Raw genomic sequence first — 21,533 nt, 5'->3', positions numbered from 1 at the left:
CATCAGACGACAGATGCCATGGTAAAATATTGGCCCGTTAATCCTGTTGAAAAGAAGATCGGGCAATAAAGCCACATGCGGGCGCGAGTGATTGAGTGACAGTCAGGCAACTTTATAAATTACGTCTGGAACGCAAGAAGTTCCTGTTCCGTGCGTTCCGCAAACGCCGCGAGCTGCGCTCTGTTGCCGATAGAACCCGCGCGATCCGTCCCGATGATATCCTCGTGTTCGTGACCCTGCGCAACGAGCGTATCCGCCTGCCCTATTTCCTGCGCTACTATCGCGAGATGGGCTGCCATCATTTCATCATGGTCGATAACGGCTCGGATGACGGCTCACGCGAATATCTCGCGGCCCAGCCCGATGTCTCTCTCTGGCGCACCGATGCGAGCTACCGGCGCTCGCGCTTCGGGATGGACTGGATCAACCATCTACTGCGCCGCTATGGCACAGGGCATTGGTGCCTGACCGTCGATCCCGACGAATTCTTTATCTTCCCCTTCTGCGATACCCGCACGATCGATGCGCTGACCGACTGGCTTGATACCTACGAGATCCCGCATTTTCCGGCGATGCTGCTGGATATGTATCCCAAGGGTCGGCTCGAGGATCAGCCCTATCAGGAGGGCCAGAACCCGTTCGATATCGCCTGCTGGTTCGATAGCGGCAATTACACGATCAGCAAGAACCATCTGCACCAGAACCTGTGGATACAGGGCGGGCCACGCGCGCGGAAATTCTTTGCCGACGCCCCCGATCAGGCACCCTCGCTCAACAAGATCCCGCTGATCCGCTGGCAGAAGCACTACGTCTATCTCAGCTCGACCCATATGGCCCTGCCCCGCAACCTGAACCTGACCTATGATGAATGGGGCGGCGAACGGACCTCAGGCTGCCTGCTCCATGCCAAATTCCTGTCGGTTCTCAACGACAAGGTCGAGGAAGAGATCACCCGCAAACAGCATTATTCGGGCTCGCGCGAATATAAGGCCTATGCCGAAGTGCTGGCCGATGACGGCGAGCTGTGGTGCCGCTGGTCCGAAAAATACATCAACTGGCGCCAGCTGGAAATTCTGGGCCTGATGTCCAAGGGGAACTGGGCATGAGCGTGGGCTTTGTCATGATGTGCCACACGGCACTCGACCGCGCGGCGGAGGTCGCCCGCCACTGGGCGGTGCAGGATGCTCCTGTGGTCATCCATGTCGACAAACGCGTCTCCGCCTCGGCCTATGATGGCATGGTCAAGGCGCTTGCCGAGTTTCCGCATGTCTCGTTCTGCGAGCGCTTCGCCTGTGAATGGGGCACATGGTCGCTGGTAGCCGCGGCGCAGGCGGGGGCCGAGCAGATGCTCGACCGCCACGCAGACGCCCGCCATGTCTATCTGGCCTCTGGCTCCTGCCTGCCGCTGCGCCCGCTCGACGAGCTACGCGCCTTCCTTGATGCCCGTCCCTGGACCGATTTCATCGAGTCGGTCACCACATCAGAGGTCGGCTGGACACAGGGCGGGCTGGATATGGAACGCTTCACATTGCGCTTCCCCTTCTCGTGGCGCAAACACCGCCGCCTCTTCGATGATTACGTCGCCCTCCAGCGCCGGCTGGGTGTGAACCGCAAGCTTCCCGAAGGGCTCGTGCCGCATATGGGCAGCCAATGGTGGTGTCTGACCCGCAAGACCCTGACCGCGATCCTCAAAGATAAGGACCGTGCCATCTATGACCGCTACTTCAAGAAGGTCTGGATCCCCGACGAGAGCTATTTCCAGTCGCTCGCCCGCATCTATGCCACCTCCATCGAAAGCCGCTCGCTCACCCTGACCAAATTCGATTTTCAGGGCAAACCGCATATCTTCTACGATGACCACCTGCAGCTTCTGCGCCGCTCGGACTGTTTCATGGCGCGCAAGATCTGGCCCAAGGCGGACCGGCTCTATTCGACCTTCCTGCGTGTCAAGAAACCCGCCGAGAAGATTGCCGAGCCGAACCCGTCCAAGATCGACCGGCTGTTTACCAAAGCGGTTGAACGCCGGACGCGCGGTCGACCCGGCCTCTATATGCAGTCGCGTTTTCCGCATCGCGACCACGAGAACGGCAAGACAGCTGGCCCCTATTCGCTGTTTCAGGGGTTCTCCGACCTTTACGAGAATTTCGAGGGCTGGCTGTCGAAACATGTGGCCGGACGCGTGCACGGGCGGCTTTTTGCGCCTTGGGGGGTGGAGTTTGCGGGCCGTGACCCGATGTTCAACGGCTGCCTGCCCGCCAATAAGGAGATCCGTGACCATGCTCCGCAGGCCTTCCTGACCAACCTGCTCTGGAACGCGCGCGGCGAGCGGCAGTGTTTCATGATGAGCGCCAAGGACAATCAGGCGCTTGGCTGGTTCACCGCAACCGATCCCAATGCGCAGATCTCGATCATCACGGGCGCCTGGGCCATCCCGCTTTTCCGCTCGACCGAACCCTTTTCGGTGGTGCGCAAAGAGGCCGCATGGCTGCAGAAGAACGAGCTGGCCGAGCTGGAGATCCTGCGGTCTATGTATGTGAAGGCACGGGTGCGGTTCTGGAACCTGCAGGAATATCTGGAAAATCCGACCGAGCATATGCAGACCATCATCGATGAGATCAGCCCGCGCTCGGCGCGCCGCATCACCGAGATGCCACAGATGGTGGACCTGACCGGCTTCGGGCAATTCCTGCAGAACCTCAAGAACCAAGGCATGCAGCCGCAACTGATGGGGGATTTCTCTATCGTGAGTTCTCCCGACTCCCTGACATCGCGCCGCAAGCGCGCTCCATTATTGAAGTGATCCTATGGCAAATTTCGAAAGCTTCGTCATTCTGGCCGAGATGCGCACCGGCTCCAACCTGCTGGAAGCGGCCATCAATATGCTGCCCGATACCCATTGCCATGGCGAGGCCTTCAACCCTGTCCTGATCGGCTATCCCAACAAGGCCGAACTGTTGGGCGTCAGCAAGGCCACGCGCGATGCCGACCCCAAGGAGCTGTGGAAAAAGATCCGCAAGGCGCCGGGTCTGAACGGCTGCCGTTATTTCCACGAACATGATCCGCGCGTGCTCGGGCCGATGCTCAACGACCCCAAATGCGCCAAGATCGTGCTGACCCGCAATCCGATCGAAAGCTATGTCAGCCTGAAGATCGCGCGCTCGACCGGTCAGTGGAAGCTTGGCGATGCCAAGCACCGCCGCGTGGCACAAGCCGAGTTTGATGCGGTGGAATTCGAGGACCATCTCGAGGCACTGCAGAATTTCCAGATCAAGATAATGAACGCGCTTCAGGTCTCGGGCCAGAGCGCCTTCTATATCGATTACGAGGATGCGCAGGATATCGAGGTGCTCAACGGATTGGCCAAATGGCTGGGCGTGGCCGATGGCCCCGATGCCCTACCCGACAGTCTGGTCGTGCAGAACCCCGAAGGGTTGGAGGAGAAGGTCACGAATTTCGCGCAGATGGAGGCCTCACTCGCCCGTCTTGACCGGTTCAACCTCTCGCGCACCCCCAATTTCGAGCCCCGCCGCGGGCCGAATGTGCCGGGTTTCATCGGGACCAGCTCCGGCAAGGCCGGCCTGCTTTATATGCCGCTACGCCCTGCCTCCGATGTGGAGCTGCGCGGCTGGATGGGGACATTGGGCGAGATTACCGAAGGTTTCTCGCAAAAGACCCTGCGACAGTGGAAACGCCAGACCCCGCAGCATCGTAGCTTCACCGTGTTGCGCCATCCGGTGATGCGGGTGCATCTGGCCTTTATCGCGCTCCTGGATTGGGACAATTTCGCCCAGACCCGCGAGGCGCTGCGCATGACCTACAAACTGCCCTTGCCCAAGGACGGACAGTCGCTCGATCTGACGGCCCATCGCGCTGCCTTGCTGGAGTTTGCGCTCTGGTTGAAATCCAGCCTCAACAGTCAGACCAGCCTGCCTGTGCACCAGCTCTGGGCGAGCCAGTCGACCATGCTGCAGGCCTTTGCCAGCTTTGCCACGCCAGACCTGCTGGTGCGCGAGGACCGGATGGCCACGGACCTGCCCTATCTCCTGAAAACGGTGGGGCTGGACAGCAAAGCGCCCCTGCCGGTGTCCGATCAGGGGCGTGTCGCCTTGGCCGACCTTTATTCGGCAGAGCTGGAACAGGCGGTGAAAGACGCCTATTCCCGTGATTACATGCAGTTCGGCTTCACCGACTGGACGGCCTAGGCCGCAAGCCCATGCGTGGTGGTCAATACGCCATGCAGGGCAGCCGGATCGGTGTTGGAGCGCAGTTTTTTGCAGGTGTCTTCATTGCGCATCGTGCGCGACACGAGCGCCAACGCTTTCAGGTGGTCCACGCCCGAGCTTTTGGGTGCCAGAAGGCCAAAGACCAGATCCACAGGCTGGCGGTCCACCGCATCGAAATCGAGCGGTTTTTCCAGACGCATGAACACGCCCACAACGTGATCCAGCCCGTGCAGACGCGCATGCGGCAGCGCGACGCCATGGCCCACACCGGTCGGCCCTAGGCTTTCGCGCTCCTGCAGCGCATCCACGATAACCGCGGCATCAAGCCCGTAAGCCTGTGCCGCGATATCTGCCAGATCCTGAAACAGACGCTTTTTGCTAGCCACATTGGCAACCGCGCGAACGGCTGACGGGCGAAGCAGAGAGGATAGATCCATCGGTCCTTTTTCCGCGCCTTTCGGAGATCAGGCGCTTACTTGCTGTGACGGGGGTCAATCCAGCCAATATTGCCATCTTCACGCTGATAGACAACATTAACCCCGCCATGTTTTTCGTTGCGGAAGACCAAAAGCGGCTTATGGGCGAGCTCCATCTGCATCACCGCATCACCGACAGAGAGGGTCTGAACCCGCGTCTCCATCTCCGCCACGATCATGGGCGCATCGCCCCCTTCCGCGCCGGTCGATTCGTCTTCCTCTTCCGGTGCCAGCACATAAAGCCCTGCCGCTTCGAATTCAACTGCGGTGGTGCGTGCCGCCTGATGGTCTTTCAGCCGGCGCTTATGGCGGCGCAGCTGTTTATCCATTTTTTCCTGAAGGGCGTCGAAGGCAGCATAGACCTCGGTCGCTACGCCTTTGGCCTGCGCAGTCAGACCCGTGGACAGGTGCACGGTCGCTTCGCAGATATACTCATGCGCGTTTTTCGAAAACACGACGGTGGCATCGGTCGGTCGTTGAGAATATTTCTCGACCGTGCTGCCCAGCTCGGTTTTGACATGGGTCTGCAGAGCTTCACCGATATCAAGCTGTTTGCCGCTAATTTGGTAACGCATGGCGTCTCCTTCCTTTATGACTGACCAACGGTGCTCGGCACCATATTTACAGTCGGTTAAATTCTGTGAGGGGGCACACCTTTCCTGCTCGTTCCCGACATCGGGCAAGGAAAAAAGCGGACCGGGCAGCCACCGTGAGGGCTGCGCAAAGCATCGGGAATATGATGACCAGATCACGCATTTGATTACATTTGGGAACGATCCCAAGGGGAAGTCAACGGGTGATCGTCGCCGCATTGCAGCACATGACAGCCATGTGACGGCACGTTCTTACGGCCTCACATCGCTGTAAAATCCGCCAGTTACTGGAAGCGGAAATCCTGACCGAGATAGACGCGACGGACGTCCTCGTTATTGACGACCTCTTCCGTCGTGCCCGACATGAGCACCTGACCATCGTGCAGGATGTAGGCGCGATCAACGATTTCAAGTGTTTCACGCACGTTATGATCGGTGATCAGCACCCCGATGCCACGCTCTTTCAACTGCGCCACCAGATGGCGGATATCGCCCACCGCGATCGGGTCGACGCCCGCGAAGGGCTCGTCGAGCAGCAGATATTTCGGGTCCGCTGCGAGGCAGCGCGCGATTTCGCAGCGGCGGCGTTCGCCCCCCGAAAGCGCCAGAGCGGGCGAATTGCGCAGATGTTCGATCGAGAAATCGCTTAGCAATTCCTCGAGCCGTTCACGGCGGCGGTGACGGTCCTCCACCGCTATTTCCAAAACGGCCATAATATTTTGCTCGACCGTCAACCCGCGGAAGATCGACGCTTCCTGCGGAAGATAGCCGATTCCGAATCGCGCGCGGCGATACATGGGCAGACCGGTCACGTTGCGACCATCAATGCTCACCTGCCCCGCATCCGGCGTGATCAGCCCCGCGATATTGTAAAAACAGGTGGTCTTGCCCGAACCGTTTGGGCCTAGCAGCGCTACCACCTCGCCACGGTTCAGCCGCAGCGACACATCACGCAGAACCACCTTCTTGCGGTAGCCCTTGCGCAGATTGGTTACGCTCAGCCCATGGCTGGCCGGTTCGGGTGCTGCGTCCATCATTGCCCCCCGGGCGCCAGAATCGTGCGCACGCGCCCGTCCATCTGCCCTGTCCCGGTCGTCAGATCGACCGTCAGCTTGTTACCGGAGAGCGCGTTATCGCCTTGGGTCAGCAGCACATCACCCGTCATGACCAGATTGCCATTGCGCACGTCATAGACCGCATCCTGCGACTTGGCCGCATCACTCGCCGACACCAGCGTAACACCGCCTGAAGCGATCAGCCGGTTGATCTCGCTCTGCGTCTGACCGTATTCCACATGCAGTTCCGCCGCTTTCAGGCGCATATCGTCCTGCACAACGAGAACATTCCCACGGAAGACAGCCTCACCGGTCGACTGGTCGACCTGCAGACTGTCGGAGGTGATCTCCACTGGAGCCTTCGTATTCGTCGACAGCCCGCCAAAATCCACCTGTTGCGCCGCGCCAAGCGACGGGATCGCCATCGAAGCCGCCACAATGATTGCCGTCAAGATTTGCCGCATCACACCACCTTCATTCTTGGGGCTGGTATACCAGCTTCACGCCCTTGGTGAAGAGCAGATTATTGGACCCACCCGGCTCGGGCTGGGAAAGCTCCATCGCACCCGCATCGAGCACCCCCATCGGCGCCTCGCCATGCACCGCACCGGGCGAAAGGACGCGGGTCTGGTCCGTGCTGATCTCGATCAGGTCGGAGCGCATCCGGTAATCGGTCGATGTCTGCATCGCCACACCCTCGCTCAACTCTATCAGATCTTCATCGGGGCGGATCTGACCCGCCGTCGCATTGAGATCGACCACGAGCCCGGACCGTGTCTGGAGCTTGGCCACAAGCTGCTGCACCGAACTCCCGTCGCCATTTCCGGGCTGGAGTATCGCCCGCGAACCGCGCACCGAAAGGGCAGCGCCTTCTTTTGTGACACCGGCATATTCCGGCGCCACCACTTGCGGCTCACGCGCCAGTTCCTCGATATCGACATCGGAATAGGGAATGACCGTGCCCGGCTCCACCCGATGCCCGATCAGGAAGACCGACGACAGCAGAACAAGCGCCGCAAGAGGAAGCAGCGTCTTGGCCCAGGTGACCAGCATGGAATGGCGGTTGTCACGGATCATGGAGGACTGGGCTTAGTGATGGAAGATATCGCTCGGCTCGTCCCATCCCAGAAGATCCAGTTGGGCACGGGCGGGCAGGAAGTCGAAACAGGCCTGGGCGAGCTGCAGACGGTCCTCGCGCACGAGACGCGGCAGAAGCCCCGCCTTCAGCTTGTGCAGATGCAGGACATCGGAGGCCGCATATTCTTTCTGCGCCTCGGTCAGAACCGGAGCGCCCCAATCGGAGCTCTGCTGCTGTTTGGAGATATCGACCCCCGCCACCTCTTGCAAAAGCAGTTTCAGGCCATGGCGGTCGGTGAAGGTGCGCACCATCTTCGAGGCGACCTTTGTACAGAACACCGGCGCAGTCACAACACCGAAGGCGTTATAAAGCGCTGCGATGTCGAACCGCGCGAAGTGGAAAAGTTTCTCGATCTCGGGATCGGCCAGCAGGGCACACAGGCGCGGGGCCTCCGTCTGCCCCTTGGCGATCTGGACCAAATGGGCGTTACCGTCGCCGCTACTGAGCTGCACGAGGCACAGGCGGTCCCTGCGCGGATCAAGCCCCATCGTTTCGGTATCAATGGCCACTACCGCGCCAAGATCCAACCCTTCCGGCAGATCTCCCTCATGCAAATGGATCGTCACGGGCAAACTCCTGTCTTTCGCCCCATATAGGCGTTTTCGGAGGAGCTTGCCAATGTAAGCCGCGCACAATGCTTGTGTAGTTTACTAGCTGGACGCGCAAGACTCGCAAATTTCCGCGCATGTCAATCATAAGGACCTGCGCCGTTCCTCAGCTATCTTGGCGGAGAATATCCGACACGAGGATGCTTTTGACGTCTTTGCCCACCACAGTGCGCGCGGTTTCCAACAGAGCCCGACGCAGTTCTGTCATCCTGTCGGTCGAAGTATAGACCCCTTCGAAACCGCCATTATTCGCATGATCGAACAGAACCTGCAGGAAGGAATCGCGCAGTCTTGGCTCGACCGCATAGACGCGCTCCGTGCCACCGACCGGCATCTCGACCGACAGTGAGAGGATCACCATCGCGCGAACTCGGGTCGCATCCAGCAGGGGCACAACGAACTGGTTGTTGAGCTTGACGAATTCGGAGGTCGGCACCCCCTCCTCGCCTTCTGCGGCCTCCCCATCCTCGGCGGCGTGCTCTCCCTCGGCTGCGCCATCGCCTTCGGCGCTTGCCGTTTCCTCAGGCGGGGGCGGAGCGGGGCGCAGGAAGAAGCCTGCACCGCCGCCAATCGCAAGCCCGAGGATCACGAAGATGACCGGAAGTAACTTACCCATCTAACTCCCCTCAGAACGGCATGATGATATCGGCGATCTGCGAGCCGATCCGCGGCTGCTGCACATCCGAGATCTGTCCACGACCACCATAGGAGATCCGGGCACCTGCGATCTTGTCATAGGTAATCTCGTTCTGGCGGCTGATATCCTCGGGGCGGACATATCCGGTCACGATCAGCTCGCGCACCTCGTAATTTACCCGGACCTCCTGACTGCCCTGCACCCGCAGAACGCCATTTGGGAGCACGTCGATGATGGTTGCGGCAATCCGCAGGGTTAATTGCTCGTTGCGCGAGACATTGCCATCACCATTGAAAGACGAGCTGGAATTGGTGGAAACCGCGCTATCCATACTCGCGCCATCCGGCAGCGCCTTGTTGATTTGCTCCGGGATACCGAAGAGCGACGGAATGCCCATCGACTGCGATTCGGACCGGCTACGATCGCTCGAATTCGAGAAATTGGCGCTATCGTCGATCTCGATAACCACCGTCATGATATCGCCTTTGCGCGCAGCGCGACGGTCGCCCAGAAGCGATTTCGGCGTTCCCGACCAGAGCGACGCTTGCGATACCGGCGAACGGTCTTCGGGCAATTCCGGCATCGGGATCGTGTTCATGGCAAAATATTCATTCGTATTCTCGACCGGCGTCAGATCCGGCGTCCGACCGACTTCGCCAAGACGCTGGCAGCCAAGGATCGAAAGGGTCATCAAAAGAAGGGTCAGGCGGCGCATAACAATCAGTCCTTGTTCACATAGGCGGTTCCATCCGCCGAAATCGTGGCCGAAACGGTGGTGCGGGAAGAGACATTCATCACGCGGATACTATCTCCGATAGCCGCGCGCTCGAGCGCACGCCCTTCTGTAATAATCGTCAGAGAGCCGCGGTTATAAGCGAGCGATACGGTCTGATTCCGCTCGATAATCGCTGGCGCGCTCAAATGTTCTGGACGGATCGGACGACCGGCATAGATCGCGACACGGGTCTCGAGCCCGACGGCATCGATAGGATCAACGATGGCGCCCGGGACATCCATATCGGCAATCCCGAGATCTTCGGGGGCAAGCACCGTCTGCGCCCGTAACGTGCGCGTCGCCACCACCACCTCTGCCTGAAGGCCGGTTGCGGTGACCGCCGCCAGGACCGCGAGAAACGGAAGAAGGCTACGCATCAGCGCACCTGTACCGTCGCACTCAGGATCTGGTCGGCTGCCGAAATAACCTTGGAATTCAACTCGTAACCTCGTTGCGCCTTGATCAGCTCGGTGATCTCACGCACGGGATCGACGGAGCTCTCTTCCAGATAGCCCTGACGCAAAGTCCCCAGACCATCCTGACCCGGCTCACCTACAACCGGCGGACCGGAGGCGCCCGTCTCGAGGAAGAGGTTCGACCCGATCGCCTCGAGGCCCTTCTTGTTGGTGAAGTTGGCAAGGGTCAGCTGCCCCATCATCTGCGGCTGAACCTGATCGCTGAAATAGGCATAGACCTCGCCGGAAGTATTAATGGCAACCGAGGTCGCATCATCGGGGATCGTGATCCCCGGAACTACGACATAGCCGTCCGAAGTGACAATCTCGCCATCTGCGGAGCGTTTTAGCCCGCCATCACGCGTATAGGCCGACACGCCCGAGGGCATCTCGACCTCGAGATACCCGATACCGTCGATTGCGACATCCAGATCGCCGCCGGTGCTCACAAGAGACCCCTGCTCGAGGATCTGCGTCACAGCCGTCGGCCGCACACCGAGACCCAGCTGCACCCCCGAGGGCACCACGGAGCCATCACTGGCACTGATCGTGCCGGGACGGGTCAATTGCTGGTAGGTCAGATCGGCAAATTCGGCACGACGGGCGTTGTAGCCGGTCGTCGACATATTCGCGAGGTTGTTCGAAATGACCTCAACACGCATCTGTTGAGCGCTCATCCCGGTGGCGGCAATCTGTAGAGCACGCATAAGGCTTCTCCTTACTTCGTCAGCGTCGATATCACGCTACGGATGCGTTCATCTTCGCGATCTAGGAATTTCTGTCCCATCTCATAGGCACGCTGCACTTCGACCATGCGCGCGACCTCTGTGATCGGGTCTACATTCGATTCCTCAACAAATCCTTGAAGGACCTGCGGAAACTCCTGCGCTTGTGCTCCCCCTTCCGGATAGAACAGCGTTCCGCCCGAATGGGTCATCGCAGCCGGATCGGCGGGGTCGTAAATGCCGAGCTGGGCAATAGGTTCACCATTGACCGACATCGTGCCATCCTGTGCCATCGACAGCTCGCCCTCCGAGGGCACAAAGATCGGGCCACCGCCCGAATCAAGCACCGGATAACCATCCTGGTTCTGCAAGATCCCTTCGGCCGAAGGCACGAAATTCCCCGCACGGGTCAAGGCGTTGCCCTGCGGCGTCTCGACCATGAAATAGCCATCCCCCTGGATCGCGAAGTCGAAATTATTGCCCGTTGCGGTCAGCCCCCCCTGCAAGGTCGATATCTCGCGCCCGTTGCCATAGGCCATCGAAAGCGACGGTTCCGCCCCGTCGAGATCCGCCACATATTCCGCGAAGATGACACCTTCCTTGCGGAAGCCTGTTGTGGAGACGTTGGCGATATTATTCGCCACCACGTTCATCTCGTTCATCAGACCCGACTGACGGGTCAGCGCCGCGTAAATCGCATTATCCATGGGTCAGCTCCCCGCAATCAAAGGAATGATGTCTGCCGTGAAGAAATCGACCAACCGTTCCGACATGAAGGACATCGACACCCAGAATACGATGAGCATCGCCCCGACCTTGGGAACGAAGGTCAGTGTCATCTCCTGCACCGAGGTCAGCGCCTGAAAGAGACCGATCGCGACACCGGCAATCAGGGCGACGGCCAGCATGGGGGCGGCAATCATCACAGCGACCCATAGTGCCTCGCGCAATGTATCGAAGAAGATGACGTCATTCATAATTACACCGGCATCCTCAGGATTTCCTGATAAGCCTCAACGACTTTATTCCGCAGGGTCACCGCCGCCTCCACGGCCAGTTCGGTCTGCGACAGCGCCTGAACCAGCTGGTGGGGATCAGCATCACCGGTCATCGCGGCCTTGGCGGTTTCCTCGCCATTCTTGACCGTATCGACAAAGTCGGTCGCCAATGCGGCAAACGGATTCTCACTCGCAGAAGATGCGCCTGACTGATCTTTCTCCGCCCCGAGTTGCGCGGCCGAGCGACCTTGGGCATAGCCCTGCAAGGCGAGGGATGATTTTACGTCCATTCTAGACTTCTCCTAGGGGTTAGCGGCGTAGAATATCGAGCAGAGCCGAGGACATCTGCCTCGTCTGGTCGAACATTTTGATATTTGCTTCGTAACTGCGCTGCGCCTCTCGCGCGTCAGCGATCTCGACGACCAGATCGACATTCGACCCGTCATAGTAGCCATTCGCGTCGGCAAGCGGATTGCCCGGATCATAGATCTGCTTGAGGTCGCTGCGATCCAGATCGACCTTCCCGAGTTCGACTTTACCTGTCGCCCCGCCATCTTCCATCACCTGTTTGAACTCGGTGAGTTTGCGGTGATAGCCGGGCGTATCCGCATTCGCGATATTTTCCGAGACATAACGCAGGCGCTGCGCCTGAGCCTTCATGCCCGATGCGGAAAGAGAAAAAGAATCGCCAAAATCAGTCATGATCAGCTCCGTGCAACGCTTGTTCTCAGAATGTTCAAAGTTGATTTGTATATGGTTAACGCAAGATCGTGCTGGCGCTTTGTTTCGACCGCCTTAACCATCTCGTCTTCCAGCGAGACCGTATTGCCATTAGGAGACGCCGTGCCGGAATCGCTGCGGGTCACCGTCTGCGATGTCACCAGATTATCCGCACCGATATGGCCGGAGCGCGTTGCCTTCATCGGCATCGCGACCTCTTCCTGATAGGTCTCGGCGAAGGGCGTCACGTCCTGCGCCTTGTAGTCGGGCGTGTCGGCATTCGCCATGTTCCGCGAAACTGCGGATTGGCGCTGAGCGGCATGGCGTGCCATCGACTCAGCCATATTCATCACATCGATTTTTTCGAACACGGAGGTTTCTCCTCTCAGATTTCAACCAAGGCTTAAGAGTGATTCATTAAAAAACATTTAGAAAACGATTGGAGGCCAGAATGGCTTATGCAGATTTGGACTTGCTGCGCTCGTCAATTTCGGACTTTGGCGCAGTCCATACGGTGGGCAGGATCAGCCGCGTCGGGCAGGGCGTGATCGAGGCAACAGGCCTATCGCGCGTTGCAACCCTTGGAGATCGCGCTGAAATCATTTGCCAGTCAGGGTTGAAGATCGGCGCCGAAGTTCTCGCTCTCGAACCCGATCACGTCAAACTCCTGGCCGATGGGGCGGCAGACGGGCTCGCGATAGATGATCGCGTCGATCTTCTCGGACAAACCGGAATTTCTCCCGACAGTTCGTGGATCGGTCGAATCATCGACCCGTTCGGAAATCCGCTGGATGGTCAGCCGCTGATGCGCGGCGCAATTGAGCGTAATATCCGCGCCCGCCCCCCTGCCGCGGCCCAACGCCGCCGGCTGGGCAGCCGCCTTGAAACTGGACTGGCCGTCTTCAACACGCTCCTTCCTCTGGTCAAGGGGCAGCGGATAGGCCTCTTCGCCGGTTCCGGCGTGGGCAAATCCTCGCTTCTGGCCAATTTTGCAAAAGGTGTGGAAGCGGATGTCGCCGTGATCGCCCTGATCGGTGAACGCGGCCGTGAATTGCGCGAATTCGTGGAAAAGGTTCTCGGGCCGGAAGGGATGGCGCGCTCGATCATCGTCGCCGCAACCTCGGACCAATCGCCTCTGGTCCGCCGCCGCTGCGCGATGGCCGCGATGACCGTGGCCGAGCATTTCCGTGACAAAGGGCAGCATGTGCTGTTTCTGGCCGATAGTATTACCCGCTTTGCCGAGGCCCATCGTGAAGTCGCACTGGCGGGTGGCGAGGCGGCCACCCTGCGTGGCTTCCCGCCTTCCACCTCACAGCAGATCATGGGGCTTGCCGAACGCTCGGGGCCCGGTCCCGAGGGGGCGGGCGATATCACGGCGGTTTTCTCGGTCCTCGTGCCTGGCTCGGATATGGAAGAGCCGGTGGCCGATATCCTGCGCGGAACGCTGGACGGCCACGTTGTGATGGACCGCAAGATCGCCGAACGCGGGCGGTTTCCGGCGATCGATCTGCTGCGCTCGGTCTCGCGGTCCCTGCCCGATGCCGCAACGCCGCAGGAAAACGAACTCATCAAGGAGGCACGCCGCCTGATGGGGGCCTATGACAAGGCCGAGATGATGATTCAGGCTGGGCTCTATGCCGCTGGATCGGACCCGGTGGTCGATAAGGCGATCAAGGTCTGGCCCGCGCTCGATGCTTTCATTGCCGAATCGGAAACCAAGAACACCAAGGCAAGCTTCGAGCGCCTGAAAACCGCGCTCGCCAAGAAATAAGGGGCCGACTGGCCCCTTACTCCTCGTCCTCTTCATCGTCTTCGTCATCGCGCGCATGACGGAGCTCGGCTTCCTGCAACTCGGCCAGCTTGAACTCGGCCGTCAGGCGATAACGGTCCGCCTCGGCTGCCGATTTCAGCTCGCCATTGAGTTGTTGCACGAAGGCCTGCGACAGCTGCGACCCCAAACCGGAGCTTTTATCCGGTGAGGCGGGTTCGGCATCGGGATCCATCGAGTTCTCAAGCGCCAGCCGCACATATCCGCCCCCTATCTTGCAAAGCGAGATTTGCAAATCGGGACGCGACCCGTCTTTCGTGCCAGCGTATTTCATCGCATTGGTCATCGCTTCTGTCAGCAGCAACGAGAGCGGCACGGCCTGATCCGGCGTCAGGCGGATCTCGTCAACGTGACAGTTTACATCGATGCGCCGTTCCGGCCCCGTAGCCAGCGCGGAGATCTGCCTCACGATATCGGGCAGCAGCTCGTTGGCCGTGATGTCGGTCAGACCCGAGGTCTGGTAAAGCCCGCGGTGAATCGTCGCCAAGCTGATGACCCGCTCCTGAAGGCCCTTCATAAGCTCTTTGGTCTCGGGCGAGCGCGCCTTGCGGATCTGCATCGAAATGATCGAGGCGATCAGCTGAAGATTGTTCTTCACGCGGTGATGGACCTCACGCAGAAGCACTTCCTGATGGTGGATCATATCCTCCAGCTCGGCCTCATCATGCAGGATCGTCTCGGTCATCTTCTCGTAGGAGAGTGCCAGATCCTGAATTTCCTTCGGCGCCCCCGCATAGTTCAGGTTGCCAACGCGACGCGACCCGGAGGCAAAACCACGCAAGGCCCGTGACAGCCGCTTCACATGGCCGATCACCAGCTTTTGCATAGCAAAATAGGCCACAAGCAGGCTGGCCAGCCACATCAGGGTCGGCACAAGGATGGGGGAAACATCCGCCACGGGGTTCATCGAGATCGACGATTTTGCGGGCCAGCTTCCCATAGCGTATAGCTGCCCCGGCAGAAGCTCGAGCACGGAATAGACCCGCTCCTGCCCCGAATTGGAACGGGCTGTGAAGGTCAGAGCATTAGGGCCGGCCAGCGCTTTCAGCGCACGGTGCGCGGGCAGATAAGTCTGCGCTTTTTTCAGGTCACCCGACGATGTGAGCACCGAACCATTGGCATCGAACGTCATGATAACCAGCGCGTTATCAACGTCATACCCGAGAGTATCGGGCTCGCTTTCCTTATGGAGCACCGAGGAATGCGGCAAGCTCAGCGAGACGAAACCGAGCTTCTCGCCATCCACGCTATAGACCGGATGGGTCGCGCCGATCACTGCAGTGCCGGAGACAGGCCCGTGCGGATTGAGCACAAAGCTGGGCGTTTCCAACGGCAGGATGCCCTGGACATGCTCATCTTTGGAAAAATCATAGGTCACATTGCGCGATGAACATTCCATCTGCCCGTTCTTGTCGACAAACGCCGCAAGCGACAGTGCGGGATCGGCCTCCACCGCCTTGCGCATCTGCGCGCTGCACGCATCCATATCGTTGAGGAATGGTGGCAGGGTATAGGCGAGGAACCGTGCCTCGGCCTGCGCCTGCTGCAACAGGCGGGTCTCGCCTGTCACAGCCTGCAATGTTTCCCCCATCAACGCGGCCTCGGACCGCGCCCGCGCTTCCTGAAGCAGCGAGTTGGACTGGATGGCCGAAATCAGCAGTAGCGGGAACAGAGCCACTGCGAGAAAGATCGCAAGGCGCACACCGAGGCGGTCGATGAACGACCCCGTCGATCCTTCTTTTCGTGTCATGCAGCGGCAGTCCCAGATTTACCAATTACCGCCAGCGATGTGGCATCCATACCGGAGAGGATATCTTCGCCCTCCTCCAGCTTCAACATTTCGGCCAGTCGCGCGCGAGCGCGGTTGGCACGGCTTTTGACGGTGCCGACGGCAACCCCCATGGTCTCGGCCGCTTCCTCATAGGAGAATCCCGATGCCCCCACGAGAATAAGCACTTCGCGATGTTCCGGCGTCAGCTGATCGAAGGCCACCATGAAATCGTTCATTGCCAGCCGCCCGTCATGGGCGGGCCGTTCGCACAAGGCTGCGGCATGCACACCGTCCGGATCGGCCACTTCGCGTTTGCGCTTGCGGCGGTCAGAATAGAACGTGTTGCGCAGGATCGTAAAAAGCCAAGCGCGCATGTTGGTGCCCACCTGAAATTTCTCGATATTCGACCATGCTTTCACAATCGTATCCTGCACGAGGTCATCCGCAGTCGCCGAGTTGCGCGTCAGCGACATCGCAAAGGCCCGCAGGGCTGGCAGGTGCTCTGGCAACTCGTCGCGCGGATCAAGGATCGTTTTGGTGTCAGAGGAGGGCGAAGTCATTTGTCGCCCTCCTTTGCACGTAATTGTGCCAGCAGATCTTTAAAGCGATCGGGAACATCCTCATTCAGCGCCTGGTCGAAAGCTTTCTTCAGGTTCTGATTGATCTGCTCCTTTATGCTGGCTCGCGACTTGTCGTCAGCCATTTCGTTGGTCATACCTATGGTTCCGATCACAGCTGTTTTTACATGGAACCAAACGCGGCACAATGACGTTGGTTCCTTGGAAAACGAAAATTTGGGAGTTTTTACATGCCCACCGATATCGCCGGCGCAATCGCTGCGAACCTGCCTTACCTGCGCCGTTACGCGCGTGCGCTGACGGGGAGCCAAGACACGGGTGATCGCTACGCGGCGGCGACCCTTGAGGCCATTCTGGCCGAGGATGGTATCTTCAAACAGGAAACGGATCCGAAGGTCGCTTTGTTCCATGCCTTCCATCTGGTCTGGGCCTCCGCAGGCGCGCCGCTGGACGAAGCCACAGGCAGCCTGGAGATGCGCGCGCAGGACCACATGGCGAGCCTGACGCCCAATACCCGCGAGGCGCTTCTCTTGCATACGATCGAGGGGTTCCGTTTCGAGGAAGTCGGGTCGATCATGCAGATCGAGACTGCCGAGGCCGAAGAACTGGTCGAAATCGCTCTGCGCGAGATGGAGAACTCGGTCGCTGGCAAGGTCATGATCATCGAGGATGAAGCTATCATCGCGATGGACATCCGCGCGATCGTCGAAGAACTCGGCCATCAGGTAACCGGCATTGCCCGTACCCGTACCGAGGCCGTGGAACTTGCCGCGCGCGAGAAGCCCGATCTTATTCTGGCGGACATCCAGCTGGCCGACAACTCCTCGGGGATCGATGCTGTCAACGACATCCTCGGCCAGTTCGACAATCTGCCGGTCGTGTTCATCACCGCCTTCCCGGAACGTCTGCTGACGGGTGAACGCCCCGAACCGGCCTTCCTGATCACCAAGCCCTATACCGAGACACAGGTTCAATCGGCGGTGAGTCAGGCCATGTTCTTCAGCTCGACCGAAACTCTTCTGGCCTGAGCCATCTATCAATCAACTCCAAAGCCCCGGCATCGCGTCCGGGGCTTTTTCATTTTATTTCATCGGCATAAAGCCGCCCGTTCTTTCGCGCCGCCGTCTTCCTTAGGGGAACCGCTTCGGACAATCCGCGTTGATCTGCCATATGAGCGACCCCGATGAGGGCCGCGTAAATGGAGAAAACGAATGAAACGCATCCTTGCTCTGACCAGTGCGCTCGCGCTTTCCGCAGGCGCTGCTTTCGCCGCATCCGGCCCCGTCAACAGCGTCAACGTGACGACCGATATCGAGGGCGTGACGGATCCGGCCGCAACGGCTTTCTATGAAAAGATGGCTGCCGATGTCGAGACGCAGATCATCGCGGATCTGGGTCCCGCCTATGACGCCGAAAAGCTCGGCTCCAGCATCAAGGTCGACATCACGAGCGCCGAAGTTGCCAGCACCTGGGATCATCTGGCGGATATTGGCGACACCAAGATGGGCGCGCAGATCAACGTCTATTCCGCCACCGACAACGCCAAATTCGATCACTATGACCTGGATGTCGGCTTCCCCAATATCGCTGTCTCCCTGCCCGAGGGCACCGATGCAACGGCACTTACGGTCGATGATCCGGTCTATTACAATGCCCTTGTCGATCTCTTCTCGGACGCGGTTGTCGAGCGCCTGAAATAACACTCACGGCACTGCCGCCAGAGCCCCGGTCTTCAGGCCGGGGCTTTATGCTATCTGCATGGCATACCCGAAACGCCGCATAATCAGGGCGCCCTTGCGGCAGCCTCCTCAAGGCATAAAAAAACCGGGCTTGATGCCCGGTTTTCCATCGCAGATCCGCTCCGCTTATTTCGCAAGATGCGAACGCAGCATCCATGCCATTTTCTCGTGCTGGCCTGCAACGCCACCCAGAAGATCGTCGGTGGCGTGGTCGTTATGCTCGTCGGCCAGCTCGATCACATCCTGAATGCGGGCAGCAATCGCCTCATGATCTTTCACCAGATCGGCAATCATCTCTTCCGCCGTGGGCTTGCCATCCAGCTCGTCCAGCTGCGAGAAGGCGTTGAGTTGCTTGAGGTTCATCGGTGCCAGCTCGCCCAGGGCGCGCACGCGTTCGGCGATGACATCGGCGCTCTCGAACAACTCGCCATATTGCTCCTCGGTCAGAAGGTGCAGCGGACGGAACAGCGGGCCCTCTACATTCCAGTGATAGAACTGCGTTTTGATCGCCAGCTTATAGACGTCGGACGCAACTTGGTTCACGGCTTTGGCCATGACTTTCTTGCCTTCGACACCAGTATTCACTTTTTCGGCTTTGGGTTTGACTTGCAGAACGTTGTCCATGAAATGGTCTCCTCTGGTTACGGGCCGGGCGCGGAAATCCCACACCGCACGGCCCTCCATGCGTTTCACCTAGACAACGAAAAAGGCGCGCCACCGTTCCGTGACGCGCCCCGTTTTTTTGGGTGTGATCTGTCGCGAATGCGTGATTAGCGCATCAGCAGCACCGGCACCTTGCAGGCGCGGATCAAGGCGGTGGTGGTCGAGCCGATGATGAAGGAGCGGATACGCGAATGGCCGTAGGCCCCCATCACGATCATATCGATCCCGTCACTCTCGATATGTTTCACCAGCGCTTTCTCGGGCTCGCCCTCGATGGACACGGGACGGGTCTTCAGGCCCGACCCTTCGAGCATCGCGCAGCCCTCGCGGGCTTTGGCCTCGGCCCCTTCGCCCACCGACACCACCTGCACCTCCAGGTCGGTGAAGATCGGCGAGGTGGCCAGCACGGCCATCGCCCGCTTGGCCGAGACCCCGCCATCATAGGCGATGGCCACCTTGGCCACCGGCGAAAAGGCACGGTTGGCTACCAGCACCGGCACCTTGCTCGAGCGGATTGCCCGCTCGAGATTGGAGCCCAGATGGTCCATCGCGATATCGGCCTGATCGCCGCGTTTGCCGATGATCATGACGCGGGCTTCCGCCTCGCGCTCGGTCACCGCATCCAGAAGCTCGCCATTGCGCAGCTGGGTGGTTACTCCGGTGCCACCGGCCTCGATCACCCGCGCCTGTGCATCCTCGAGGATTGCACGGCCCCGCTGCGAGACAAGCTTGGCGCGCTGTGCATCGATGGTGGCCAGCTGTTCCATCAGCGACGAGCGCGCGCCAAGCGCGATCGTCCCCGACAGATCCTCCTTGGGTTCGGGCGCACGACCCAGCACATGAACGAGCTCGGCCGGTGCGCCCAGCCGCGCCATCGCCCAGGCGGTATAGTCGCACACGCTCGCGGAATAATGCGATCCGTCGACGAAAGAGATGATCTTTTTGTCCATTCTCTTCTCCTTAATGGCCCGAAAGCGCCGCATCGGCACCGGGTTTATCGGCCTGCCCCAGACGCCCGACAAGGCTCTCCGACATCCGGTCCATCCCGACCAGCTCGACCTCCGCCCCGTCACGGCGGAATTTCAGCACCGCCATGTCAACGGCAGAAACCGCCGAAAGATCCCAGATCTTGGCATCGGTCACATCGATCACCACCCGATCCAGCGTCTCGTGGAAATCGAAGGCTGCCATGAAATCTTCCGTGGCACCATAGAAGAGCTGCCCGTGCACCCGATAGGTGCGCACGCGCCCGTCGGACGACAGCTCGGAGGTCAGATGGAACTGGCGCGCGATCTTGGCCGCAAAGAAGCAGCCCGATAGCAGCACACCCACCAACACACCGATGGCAAGGTTATGGGTCGCCACAACCACAACCACCACGGCCAGCATCACCGCGCTCGAGGTCTTGGGATGGGTCGCCAGATCGCGGATCGAGGACCAGCTGAACGTGCCGATCGACACCATGATCATGATCGCCACCAGCGCCCCCATCGGGATCTGGCTGACCCACGGGCCCAGCACTACACAGAAGATCAGCAGCATCACGCCCGCCACCAACGTCGACAGACGCCCGCGACCGCCGGATTTGATATTGATCATCGACTGGCCGATCATCGCACAGCCTGCCATACCACCGATGAAACCGGTGATCCCGTTGGCGATGCCCTGCCCCACACATTCCTGATTGCGCGAGGATTTCGTATCCGTCAGGTCATTGATCAGGTTCTGCGTCATCAGGCTTTCCAGAAGCCCGACCACGGCCACCCCCAGCGCATAGGGGAAGATGATCTTCAGTGTCTCGAGGTTGAACGGCACATCGGGGAGCAGGAAGACCGGCAGCGCATCGGGCAGCTTGCCCATATCGCCCACGGTGCGCACATCCCACCCGAAGCCGATGGAACAGGCCGTGAGGATCACGATCGCCACCAGCGGCGAGGGAACCGCCTTGGTGAAGCGCGGCAGGATGTAGATGATCGCCAAGGCCACCGCAATCACCACAAAGGTGAACATCGGCACTCTCGACGGATCCATCTCGGGGATCTGCGCCATGAAGATGAGGATCGCCAGCGCGTTCACAAAACCGGTCATCACCGATTTCGAGACAAATCGCATCACGAAGCTCACACGGCTGACGCCGATCAGGATCTGGATCAGACCCGCCAGCACGGTAGCCGCCAGCAGATATTCCAGCCCGTGGTCGCGTACGAGGCTGCCCATCAGGACGGCGGTGGCGGCGGTGGCCGCCGAGATCATCCCCGGACGGCCGCCCACGATGGCGGTGATCACGGCAATGGAGAAGCTGGCATAGAGACCCACTTTGGGGTCCACACCGGCGATAATGGAAAAGGCGATGGCTTCGGGGATCAGCGCCAGCGCCACAACAAGGCCCGACAGCACGTCTGCACGCAAGCTGCCGACCCAAGATTTGCGATAAGCATCAAGGTTCATGTCATATCCTAACCGTCTCGGCCTGCGGATCTTGCGGGCTTCACGGAATCTTCGGTTCGTTTTTTAACGGGTTTCTCCGGCGGATCGGCGGCCGGAAGAGCCA

Annotated in this window: 27 protein-coding genes and 1 other annotated feature (1 of these 28 cut by a window edge); of the genes, 6 read left to right on the top strand and 21 right to left on the bottom strand. The window is 59.7% G+C overall.

Annotated elements, in window-relative coordinates:
• The first annotated feature begins 95 nt into the window (after positions 1–95).
• Genes ABEB22_RS07040 through ABEB22_RS07030 form a run of 3 tightly spaced genes read left to right on the top strand, consistent with a single transcriptional unit; the run spans position 96 to position 4,202 of the window.
• Complete coding sequence (locus ABEB22_RS07040) at positions 96–1,106, top strand: glycosyltransferase family 2 protein (RefSeq protein WP_339113580.1); 1,011 nt, start codon at positions 96–98, stop codon at positions 1,104–1,106.
• The gene (locus ABEB22_RS07035; protein WP_339113581.1) at positions 1,103–2,800 is read left to right on the top strand and encodes a beta-1,6-N-acetylglucosaminyltransferase; all 1,698 of its coding nucleotides are present in this window, start codon (positions 1,103–1,105) and stop codon (positions 2,798–2,800) included. The genes ABEB22_RS07040 and ABEB22_RS07035 overlap by 4 nt, the downstream gene beginning before the upstream one ends.
• Before the next feature lie 4 nt (positions 2,801–2,804).
• Positions 2,805–4,202: a nodulation protein NodH gene (locus ABEB22_RS07030; RefSeq protein ID WP_406869929.1), complete on the top strand. Its 1,398-nt coding sequence runs from the start codon at positions 2,805–2,807 to the stop codon at positions 4,200–4,202.
• Here ABEB22_RS07030 and ABEB22_RS07025 read toward each other — a convergent pair.
• The 15 genes from ABEB22_RS07025 to ABEB22_RS06955 form a co-directional block, all read right to left on the bottom strand.
• The gene (locus tag ABEB22_RS07025) at positions 4,199–4,660 is read right to left on the bottom strand and encodes a PTS sugar transporter subunit IIA (RefSeq protein WP_339113583.1); all 462 of its coding nucleotides are present in this window, start codon (positions 4,658–4,660) and stop codon (positions 4,199–4,201) included. The two genes, ABEB22_RS07030 and ABEB22_RS07025, sit on opposite strands and share 4 nt — an antisense overlap.
• A 35-nt stretch (positions 4,661–4,695) precedes the next feature.
• Entirely contained in the window at positions 4,696–5,274 is a 579-nt protein-coding gene (hpf, locus tag ABEB22_RS07020; RefSeq protein WP_339113584.1) for a ribosome hibernation-promoting factor, HPF/YfiA family, read from the bottom strand.
• A 302-nt stretch (positions 5,275–5,576) separates the two neighbouring features.
• Positions 5,577–6,326, bottom strand: coding sequence for an LPS export ABC transporter ATP-binding protein (lptB, locus tag ABEB22_RS07015; protein WP_406871133.1), 750 nt, complete (start codon positions 6,324–6,326; stop codon positions 5,577–5,579).
• Entirely contained in the window at positions 6,326–6,811 is a 486-nt protein-coding gene (gene lptA / locus ABEB22_RS07010) for a lipopolysaccharide transport periplasmic protein LptA (RefSeq protein ID WP_339113586.1), read from the bottom strand. Before lptA ends, lptB begins: the two co-directional genes overlap by 1 nt.
• Before the next feature lie 10 nt (positions 6,812–6,821).
• Complete coding sequence (locus ABEB22_RS07005) at positions 6,822–7,424, bottom strand: hypothetical protein (protein WP_339113587.1); 603 nt, start codon at positions 7,422–7,424, stop codon at positions 6,822–6,824.
• 12 nt (positions 7,425–7,436) lie between these two features.
• Positions 7,437–8,051, bottom strand: a complete 615-nt coding sequence (locus ABEB22_RS07000; protein WP_339113588.1) for a ribonuclease D — start codon at positions 8,049–8,051, stop codon at positions 7,437–7,439.
• Positions 8,052–8,199: 148 nt separating this feature from the next.
• Positions 8,200–8,709, bottom strand: coding sequence for a flagellar basal body-associated FliL family protein (locus ABEB22_RS06995; protein WP_350934841.1), 510 nt, complete (start codon positions 8,707–8,709; stop codon positions 8,200–8,202).
• 10 nt (positions 8,710–8,719) lie between these two features.
• On the bottom strand, positions 8,720–9,445 hold the full coding sequence (flgH, locus tag ABEB22_RS06990; RefSeq protein WP_339113590.1) for a flagellar basal body L-ring protein FlgH: 726 nt from the start codon (positions 9,443–9,445) through the stop codon (positions 8,720–8,722).
• Positions 9,446–9,450: 5 nt separating this feature from the next.
• Positions 9,451–9,882, bottom strand: coding sequence for a flagellar basal body P-ring formation chaperone FlgA (gene flgA / locus ABEB22_RS06985; RefSeq protein ID WP_339113591.1), 432 nt, complete (start codon positions 9,880–9,882; stop codon positions 9,451–9,453).
• The gene (flgG, locus tag ABEB22_RS06980) at positions 9,882–10,667 is read right to left on the bottom strand and encodes a flagellar basal-body rod protein FlgG (protein WP_339113592.1); all 786 of its coding nucleotides are present in this window, start codon (positions 10,665–10,667) and stop codon (positions 9,882–9,884) included. The genes flgA and flgG overlap by 1 nt, the downstream gene beginning before the upstream one ends.
• Positions 10,668–10,678: 11 nt before the next feature.
• Positions 10,679–11,392 carry a flagellar hook-basal body complex protein gene (locus ABEB22_RS06975; RefSeq protein ID WP_350934838.1) on the bottom strand — a complete coding sequence of 238 codons (714 nt, stop codon included), beginning with the start codon at positions 11,390–11,392 and terminating at the stop codon, positions 10,679–10,681.
• A gap of 3 nt (positions 11,393–11,395) precedes the next feature.
• Positions 11,396–11,662: a flagellar biosynthetic protein FliQ gene (locus tag ABEB22_RS06970; protein WP_339113594.1), complete on the bottom strand. Its 267-nt coding sequence runs from the start codon at positions 11,660–11,662 to the stop codon at positions 11,396–11,398.
• A gap of 2 nt (positions 11,663–11,664) precedes the next feature.
• Positions 11,665–11,973: a flagellar hook-basal body complex protein FliE gene (fliE, locus tag ABEB22_RS06965; protein WP_339113595.1), complete on the bottom strand. Its 309-nt coding sequence runs from the start codon at positions 11,971–11,973 to the stop codon at positions 11,665–11,667.
• A gap of 19 nt (positions 11,974–11,992) precedes the next feature.
• Positions 11,993–12,385 (bottom strand): flagellar basal body rod protein FlgC, encoded by a 393-nt coding sequence (gene flgC / locus ABEB22_RS06960; protein WP_339113596.1) that lies wholly within the window; start codon positions 12,383–12,385, stop codon positions 11,993–11,995.
• A gap of 2 nt (positions 12,386–12,387) precedes the next feature.
• Complete coding sequence (locus ABEB22_RS06955; protein ID WP_339113597.1) at positions 12,388–12,774, bottom strand: FlgB family protein; 387 nt, start codon at positions 12,772–12,774, stop codon at positions 12,388–12,390.
• An 80-nt stretch (positions 12,775–12,854) separates the two neighbouring features.
• Between ABEB22_RS06955 and ABEB22_RS06950 the strand changes: the two genes are divergently transcribed.
• Complete coding sequence (locus ABEB22_RS06950) at positions 12,855–14,174, top strand: FliI/YscN family ATPase (RefSeq protein WP_406869928.1); 1,320 nt, start codon at positions 12,855–12,857, stop codon at positions 14,172–14,174.
• A gap of 16 nt (positions 14,175–14,190) precedes the next feature.
• On the opposite strand, the gene ABEB22_RS06945 is transcribed toward ABEB22_RS06950, so the two are convergent.
• The 3 genes from ABEB22_RS06945 to ABEB22_RS06935 are packed head-to-tail and all read right to left on the bottom strand — an operon-like array spanning position 14,191 to position 16,717.
• Complete coding sequence (locus ABEB22_RS06945; protein WP_406869927.1) at positions 14,191–15,981, bottom strand: sensor histidine kinase; 1,791 nt, start codon at positions 15,979–15,981, stop codon at positions 14,191–14,193.
• The gene (locus ABEB22_RS06940) at positions 15,978–16,562 is read right to left on the bottom strand and encodes an RNA polymerase sigma factor (RefSeq protein ID WP_339113600.1); all 585 of its coding nucleotides are present in this window, start codon (positions 16,560–16,562) and stop codon (positions 15,978–15,980) included. The genes ABEB22_RS06945 and ABEB22_RS06940 overlap by 4 nt, the downstream gene beginning before the upstream one ends.
• Positions 16,559–16,717 carry a NepR family anti-sigma factor gene (locus tag ABEB22_RS06935; RefSeq protein WP_339113601.1) on the bottom strand — a complete coding sequence of 53 codons (159 nt, stop codon included), beginning with the start codon at positions 16,715–16,717 and terminating at the stop codon, positions 16,559–16,561. Before ABEB22_RS06935 ends, ABEB22_RS06940 begins: the two co-directional genes overlap by 4 nt.
• Positions 16,718–16,810: 93 nt before the next feature.
• Here ABEB22_RS06935 and ABEB22_RS06930 point away from each other — a divergent pair, with 93 nt between their 5' ends.
• Together ABEB22_RS06930 and ABEB22_RS06925 are read left to right on the top strand one after the other, a co-directional pair.
• Positions 16,811–17,608 (top strand): response regulator, encoded by a 798-nt coding sequence (locus tag ABEB22_RS06930; protein ID WP_339113602.1) that lies wholly within the window; start codon positions 16,811–16,813, stop codon positions 17,606–17,608.
• Positions 17,609–17,791: 183 nt separating this feature from the next.
• Complete coding sequence (locus ABEB22_RS06925; protein ID WP_339113603.1) at positions 17,792–18,280, top strand: hypothetical protein; 489 nt, start codon at positions 17,792–17,794, stop codon at positions 18,278–18,280.
• Between the two features lie 165 nt (positions 18,281–18,445).
• On the opposite strand, the gene ABEB22_RS06920 is transcribed toward ABEB22_RS06925, so the two are convergent.
• The 3 genes from ABEB22_RS06920 to ABEB22_RS06910 form a co-directional block, all read right to left on the bottom strand.
• Positions 18,446–18,943, bottom strand: coding sequence for a DNA starvation/stationary phase protection protein (locus tag ABEB22_RS06920; RefSeq protein WP_339113604.1), 498 nt, complete (start codon positions 18,941–18,943; stop codon positions 18,446–18,448).
• Positions 18,944–19,089: 146 nt separating this feature from the next.
• Positions 19,090–19,932 carry a universal stress protein gene (locus ABEB22_RS06915; protein ID WP_339113605.1) on the bottom strand — a complete coding sequence of 281 codons (843 nt, stop codon included), beginning with the start codon at positions 19,930–19,932 and terminating at the stop codon, positions 19,090–19,092.
• 10 nt (positions 19,933–19,942) lie between these two features.
• Positions 19,943–21,430: a SulP family inorganic anion transporter gene (locus tag ABEB22_RS06910; RefSeq protein WP_350934824.1), complete on the bottom strand. Its 1,488-nt coding sequence runs from the start codon at positions 21,428–21,430 to the stop codon at positions 19,943–19,945.
• 70 nt (positions 21,431–21,500) lie between these two features.
• Positions 21,501–21,533 (bottom strand) — a sequence feature (sul1 is cis-regulatory element that is thought to sense ions involved in sulfur or methionine metabolism; They are found in Alphaproteobacteria); it runs 25 nt beyond the window's last position.

The organism is Thioclava sp. 'Guangxiensis' (assembly GCF_045348365.1).
GTDB classification, from domain to species: Bacteria; Pseudomonadota; Alphaproteobacteria; order Rhodobacterales; family Rhodobacteraceae; genus Thioclava; species Thioclava kandeliae.
This window is presented reverse-complemented; position numbering and strand designations above follow the sequence as displayed.

What these genes read in the sequence shown, in the direction of transcription:
- ABEB22_RS06920 (WP_339113604.1), bottom strand. Translation starts at nt 18,943, where the DNA reads ATGGACAACGTTCTGCAAGTCAAACCCAAAGCCGAAAAAGTGAATACT.
- ABEB22_RS06995 (WP_350934841.1), bottom strand. Translation starts at nt 8,709, where the DNA reads ATGGGTAAGTTACTTCCGGTCATCTTCGTGATCCTCGGGCTTGCGATT.
- ABEB22_RS06975 (WP_350934838.1), bottom strand. Translation starts at nt 11,392, where the DNA reads ATGGATAATGCGATTTACGCGGCGCTGACCCGTCAGTCGGGTCTGATG.
- flgC (WP_339113596.1), bottom strand. Translation starts at nt 12,385, where the DNA reads ATGACTGATTTTGGCGATTCTTTTTCTCTTTCCGCATCGGGCATGAAG.
- hpf (WP_339113584.1), bottom strand. Translation starts at nt 5,274, where the DNA reads ATGCGTTACCAAATTAGCGGCAAACAGCTTGATATCGGTGAAGCTCTG.
- ABEB22_RS06910 (WP_350934824.1), bottom strand. Translation starts at nt 21,430, where the DNA reads ATGAACCTTGATGCTTATCGCAAATCTTGGGTCGGCAGCTTGCGTGCA.
- ABEB22_RS06970 (WP_339113594.1), bottom strand. Translation starts at nt 11,662, where the DNA reads ATGAATGACGTCATCTTCTTCGATACATTGCGCGAGGCACTATGGGTC.
- flgG (WP_339113592.1), bottom strand. Translation starts at nt 10,667, where the DNA reads ATGCGTGCTCTACAGATTGCCGCCACCGGGATGAGCGCTCAACAGATG.
- ABEB22_RS06945 (WP_406869927.1), bottom strand. Translation starts at nt 15,981, where the DNA reads ATGACACGAAAAGAAGGATCGACGGGGTCGTTCATCGACCGCCTCGGT.
- ABEB22_RS06915 (WP_339113605.1), bottom strand. Translation starts at nt 19,932, where the DNA reads ATGGACAAAAAGATCATCTCTTTCGTCGACGGATCGCATTATTCCGCG.
- ABEB22_RS06925 (WP_339113603.1), top strand. Translation starts at nt 17,792, where the DNA reads ATGAAACGCATCCTTGCTCTGACCAGTGCGCTCGCGCTTTCCGCAGGC.
- lptB (WP_406871133.1), bottom strand. Translation starts at nt 6,326, where the DNA reads ATGGACGCAGCACCCGAACCGGCCAGCCATGGGCTGAGCGTAACCAAT.
- lptA (WP_339113586.1), bottom strand. Translation starts at nt 6,811, where the DNA reads ATGCGGCAAATCTTGACGGCAATCATTGTGGCGGCTTCGATGGCGATC.
- flgA (WP_339113591.1), bottom strand. Translation starts at nt 9,882, where the DNA reads ATGCGTAGCCTTCTTCCGTTTCTCGCGGTCCTGGCGGCGGTCACCGCA.
- ABEB22_RS07005 (WP_339113587.1), bottom strand. Translation starts at nt 7,424, where the DNA reads ATGATCCGTGACAACCGCCATTCCATGCTGGTCACCTGGGCCAAGACG.
- flgH (WP_339113590.1), bottom strand. Translation starts at nt 9,445, where the DNA reads ATGCGCCGCCTGACCCTTCTTTTGATGACCCTTTCGATCCTTGGCTGC.
- ABEB22_RS07025 (WP_339113583.1), bottom strand. Translation starts at nt 4,660, where the DNA reads ATGGATCTATCCTCTCTGCTTCGCCCGTCAGCCGTTCGCGCGGTTGCC.
- ABEB22_RS06935 (WP_339113601.1), bottom strand. Translation starts at nt 16,717, where the DNA reads ATGACCAACGAAATGGCTGACGACAAGTCGCGAGCCAGCATAAAGGAG.
- fliE (WP_339113595.1), bottom strand. Translation starts at nt 11,973, where the DNA reads ATGGACGTAAAATCATCCCTCGCCTTGCAGGGCTATGCCCAAGGTCGC.
- ABEB22_RS07035 (WP_339113581.1), top strand. Translation starts at nt 1,103, where the DNA reads ATGAGCGTGGGCTTTGTCATGATGTGCCACACGGCACTCGACCGCGCG.
- ABEB22_RS07030 (WP_406869929.1), top strand. Translation starts at nt 2,805, where the DNA reads ATGGCAAATTTCGAAAGCTTCGTCATTCTGGCCGAGATGCGCACCGGC.
- ABEB22_RS06940 (WP_339113600.1), bottom strand. Translation starts at nt 16,562, where the DNA reads ATGACTTCGCCCTCCTCTGACACCAAAACGATCCTTGATCCGCGCGAC.
- ABEB22_RS06930 (WP_339113602.1), top strand. Translation starts at nt 16,811, where the DNA reads ATGCCCACCGATATCGCCGGCGCAATCGCTGCGAACCTGCCTTACCTG.
- ABEB22_RS06950 (WP_406869928.1), top strand. Translation starts at nt 12,855, where the DNA reads ATGGCTTATGCAGATTTGGACTTGCTGCGCTCGTCAATTTCGGACTTT.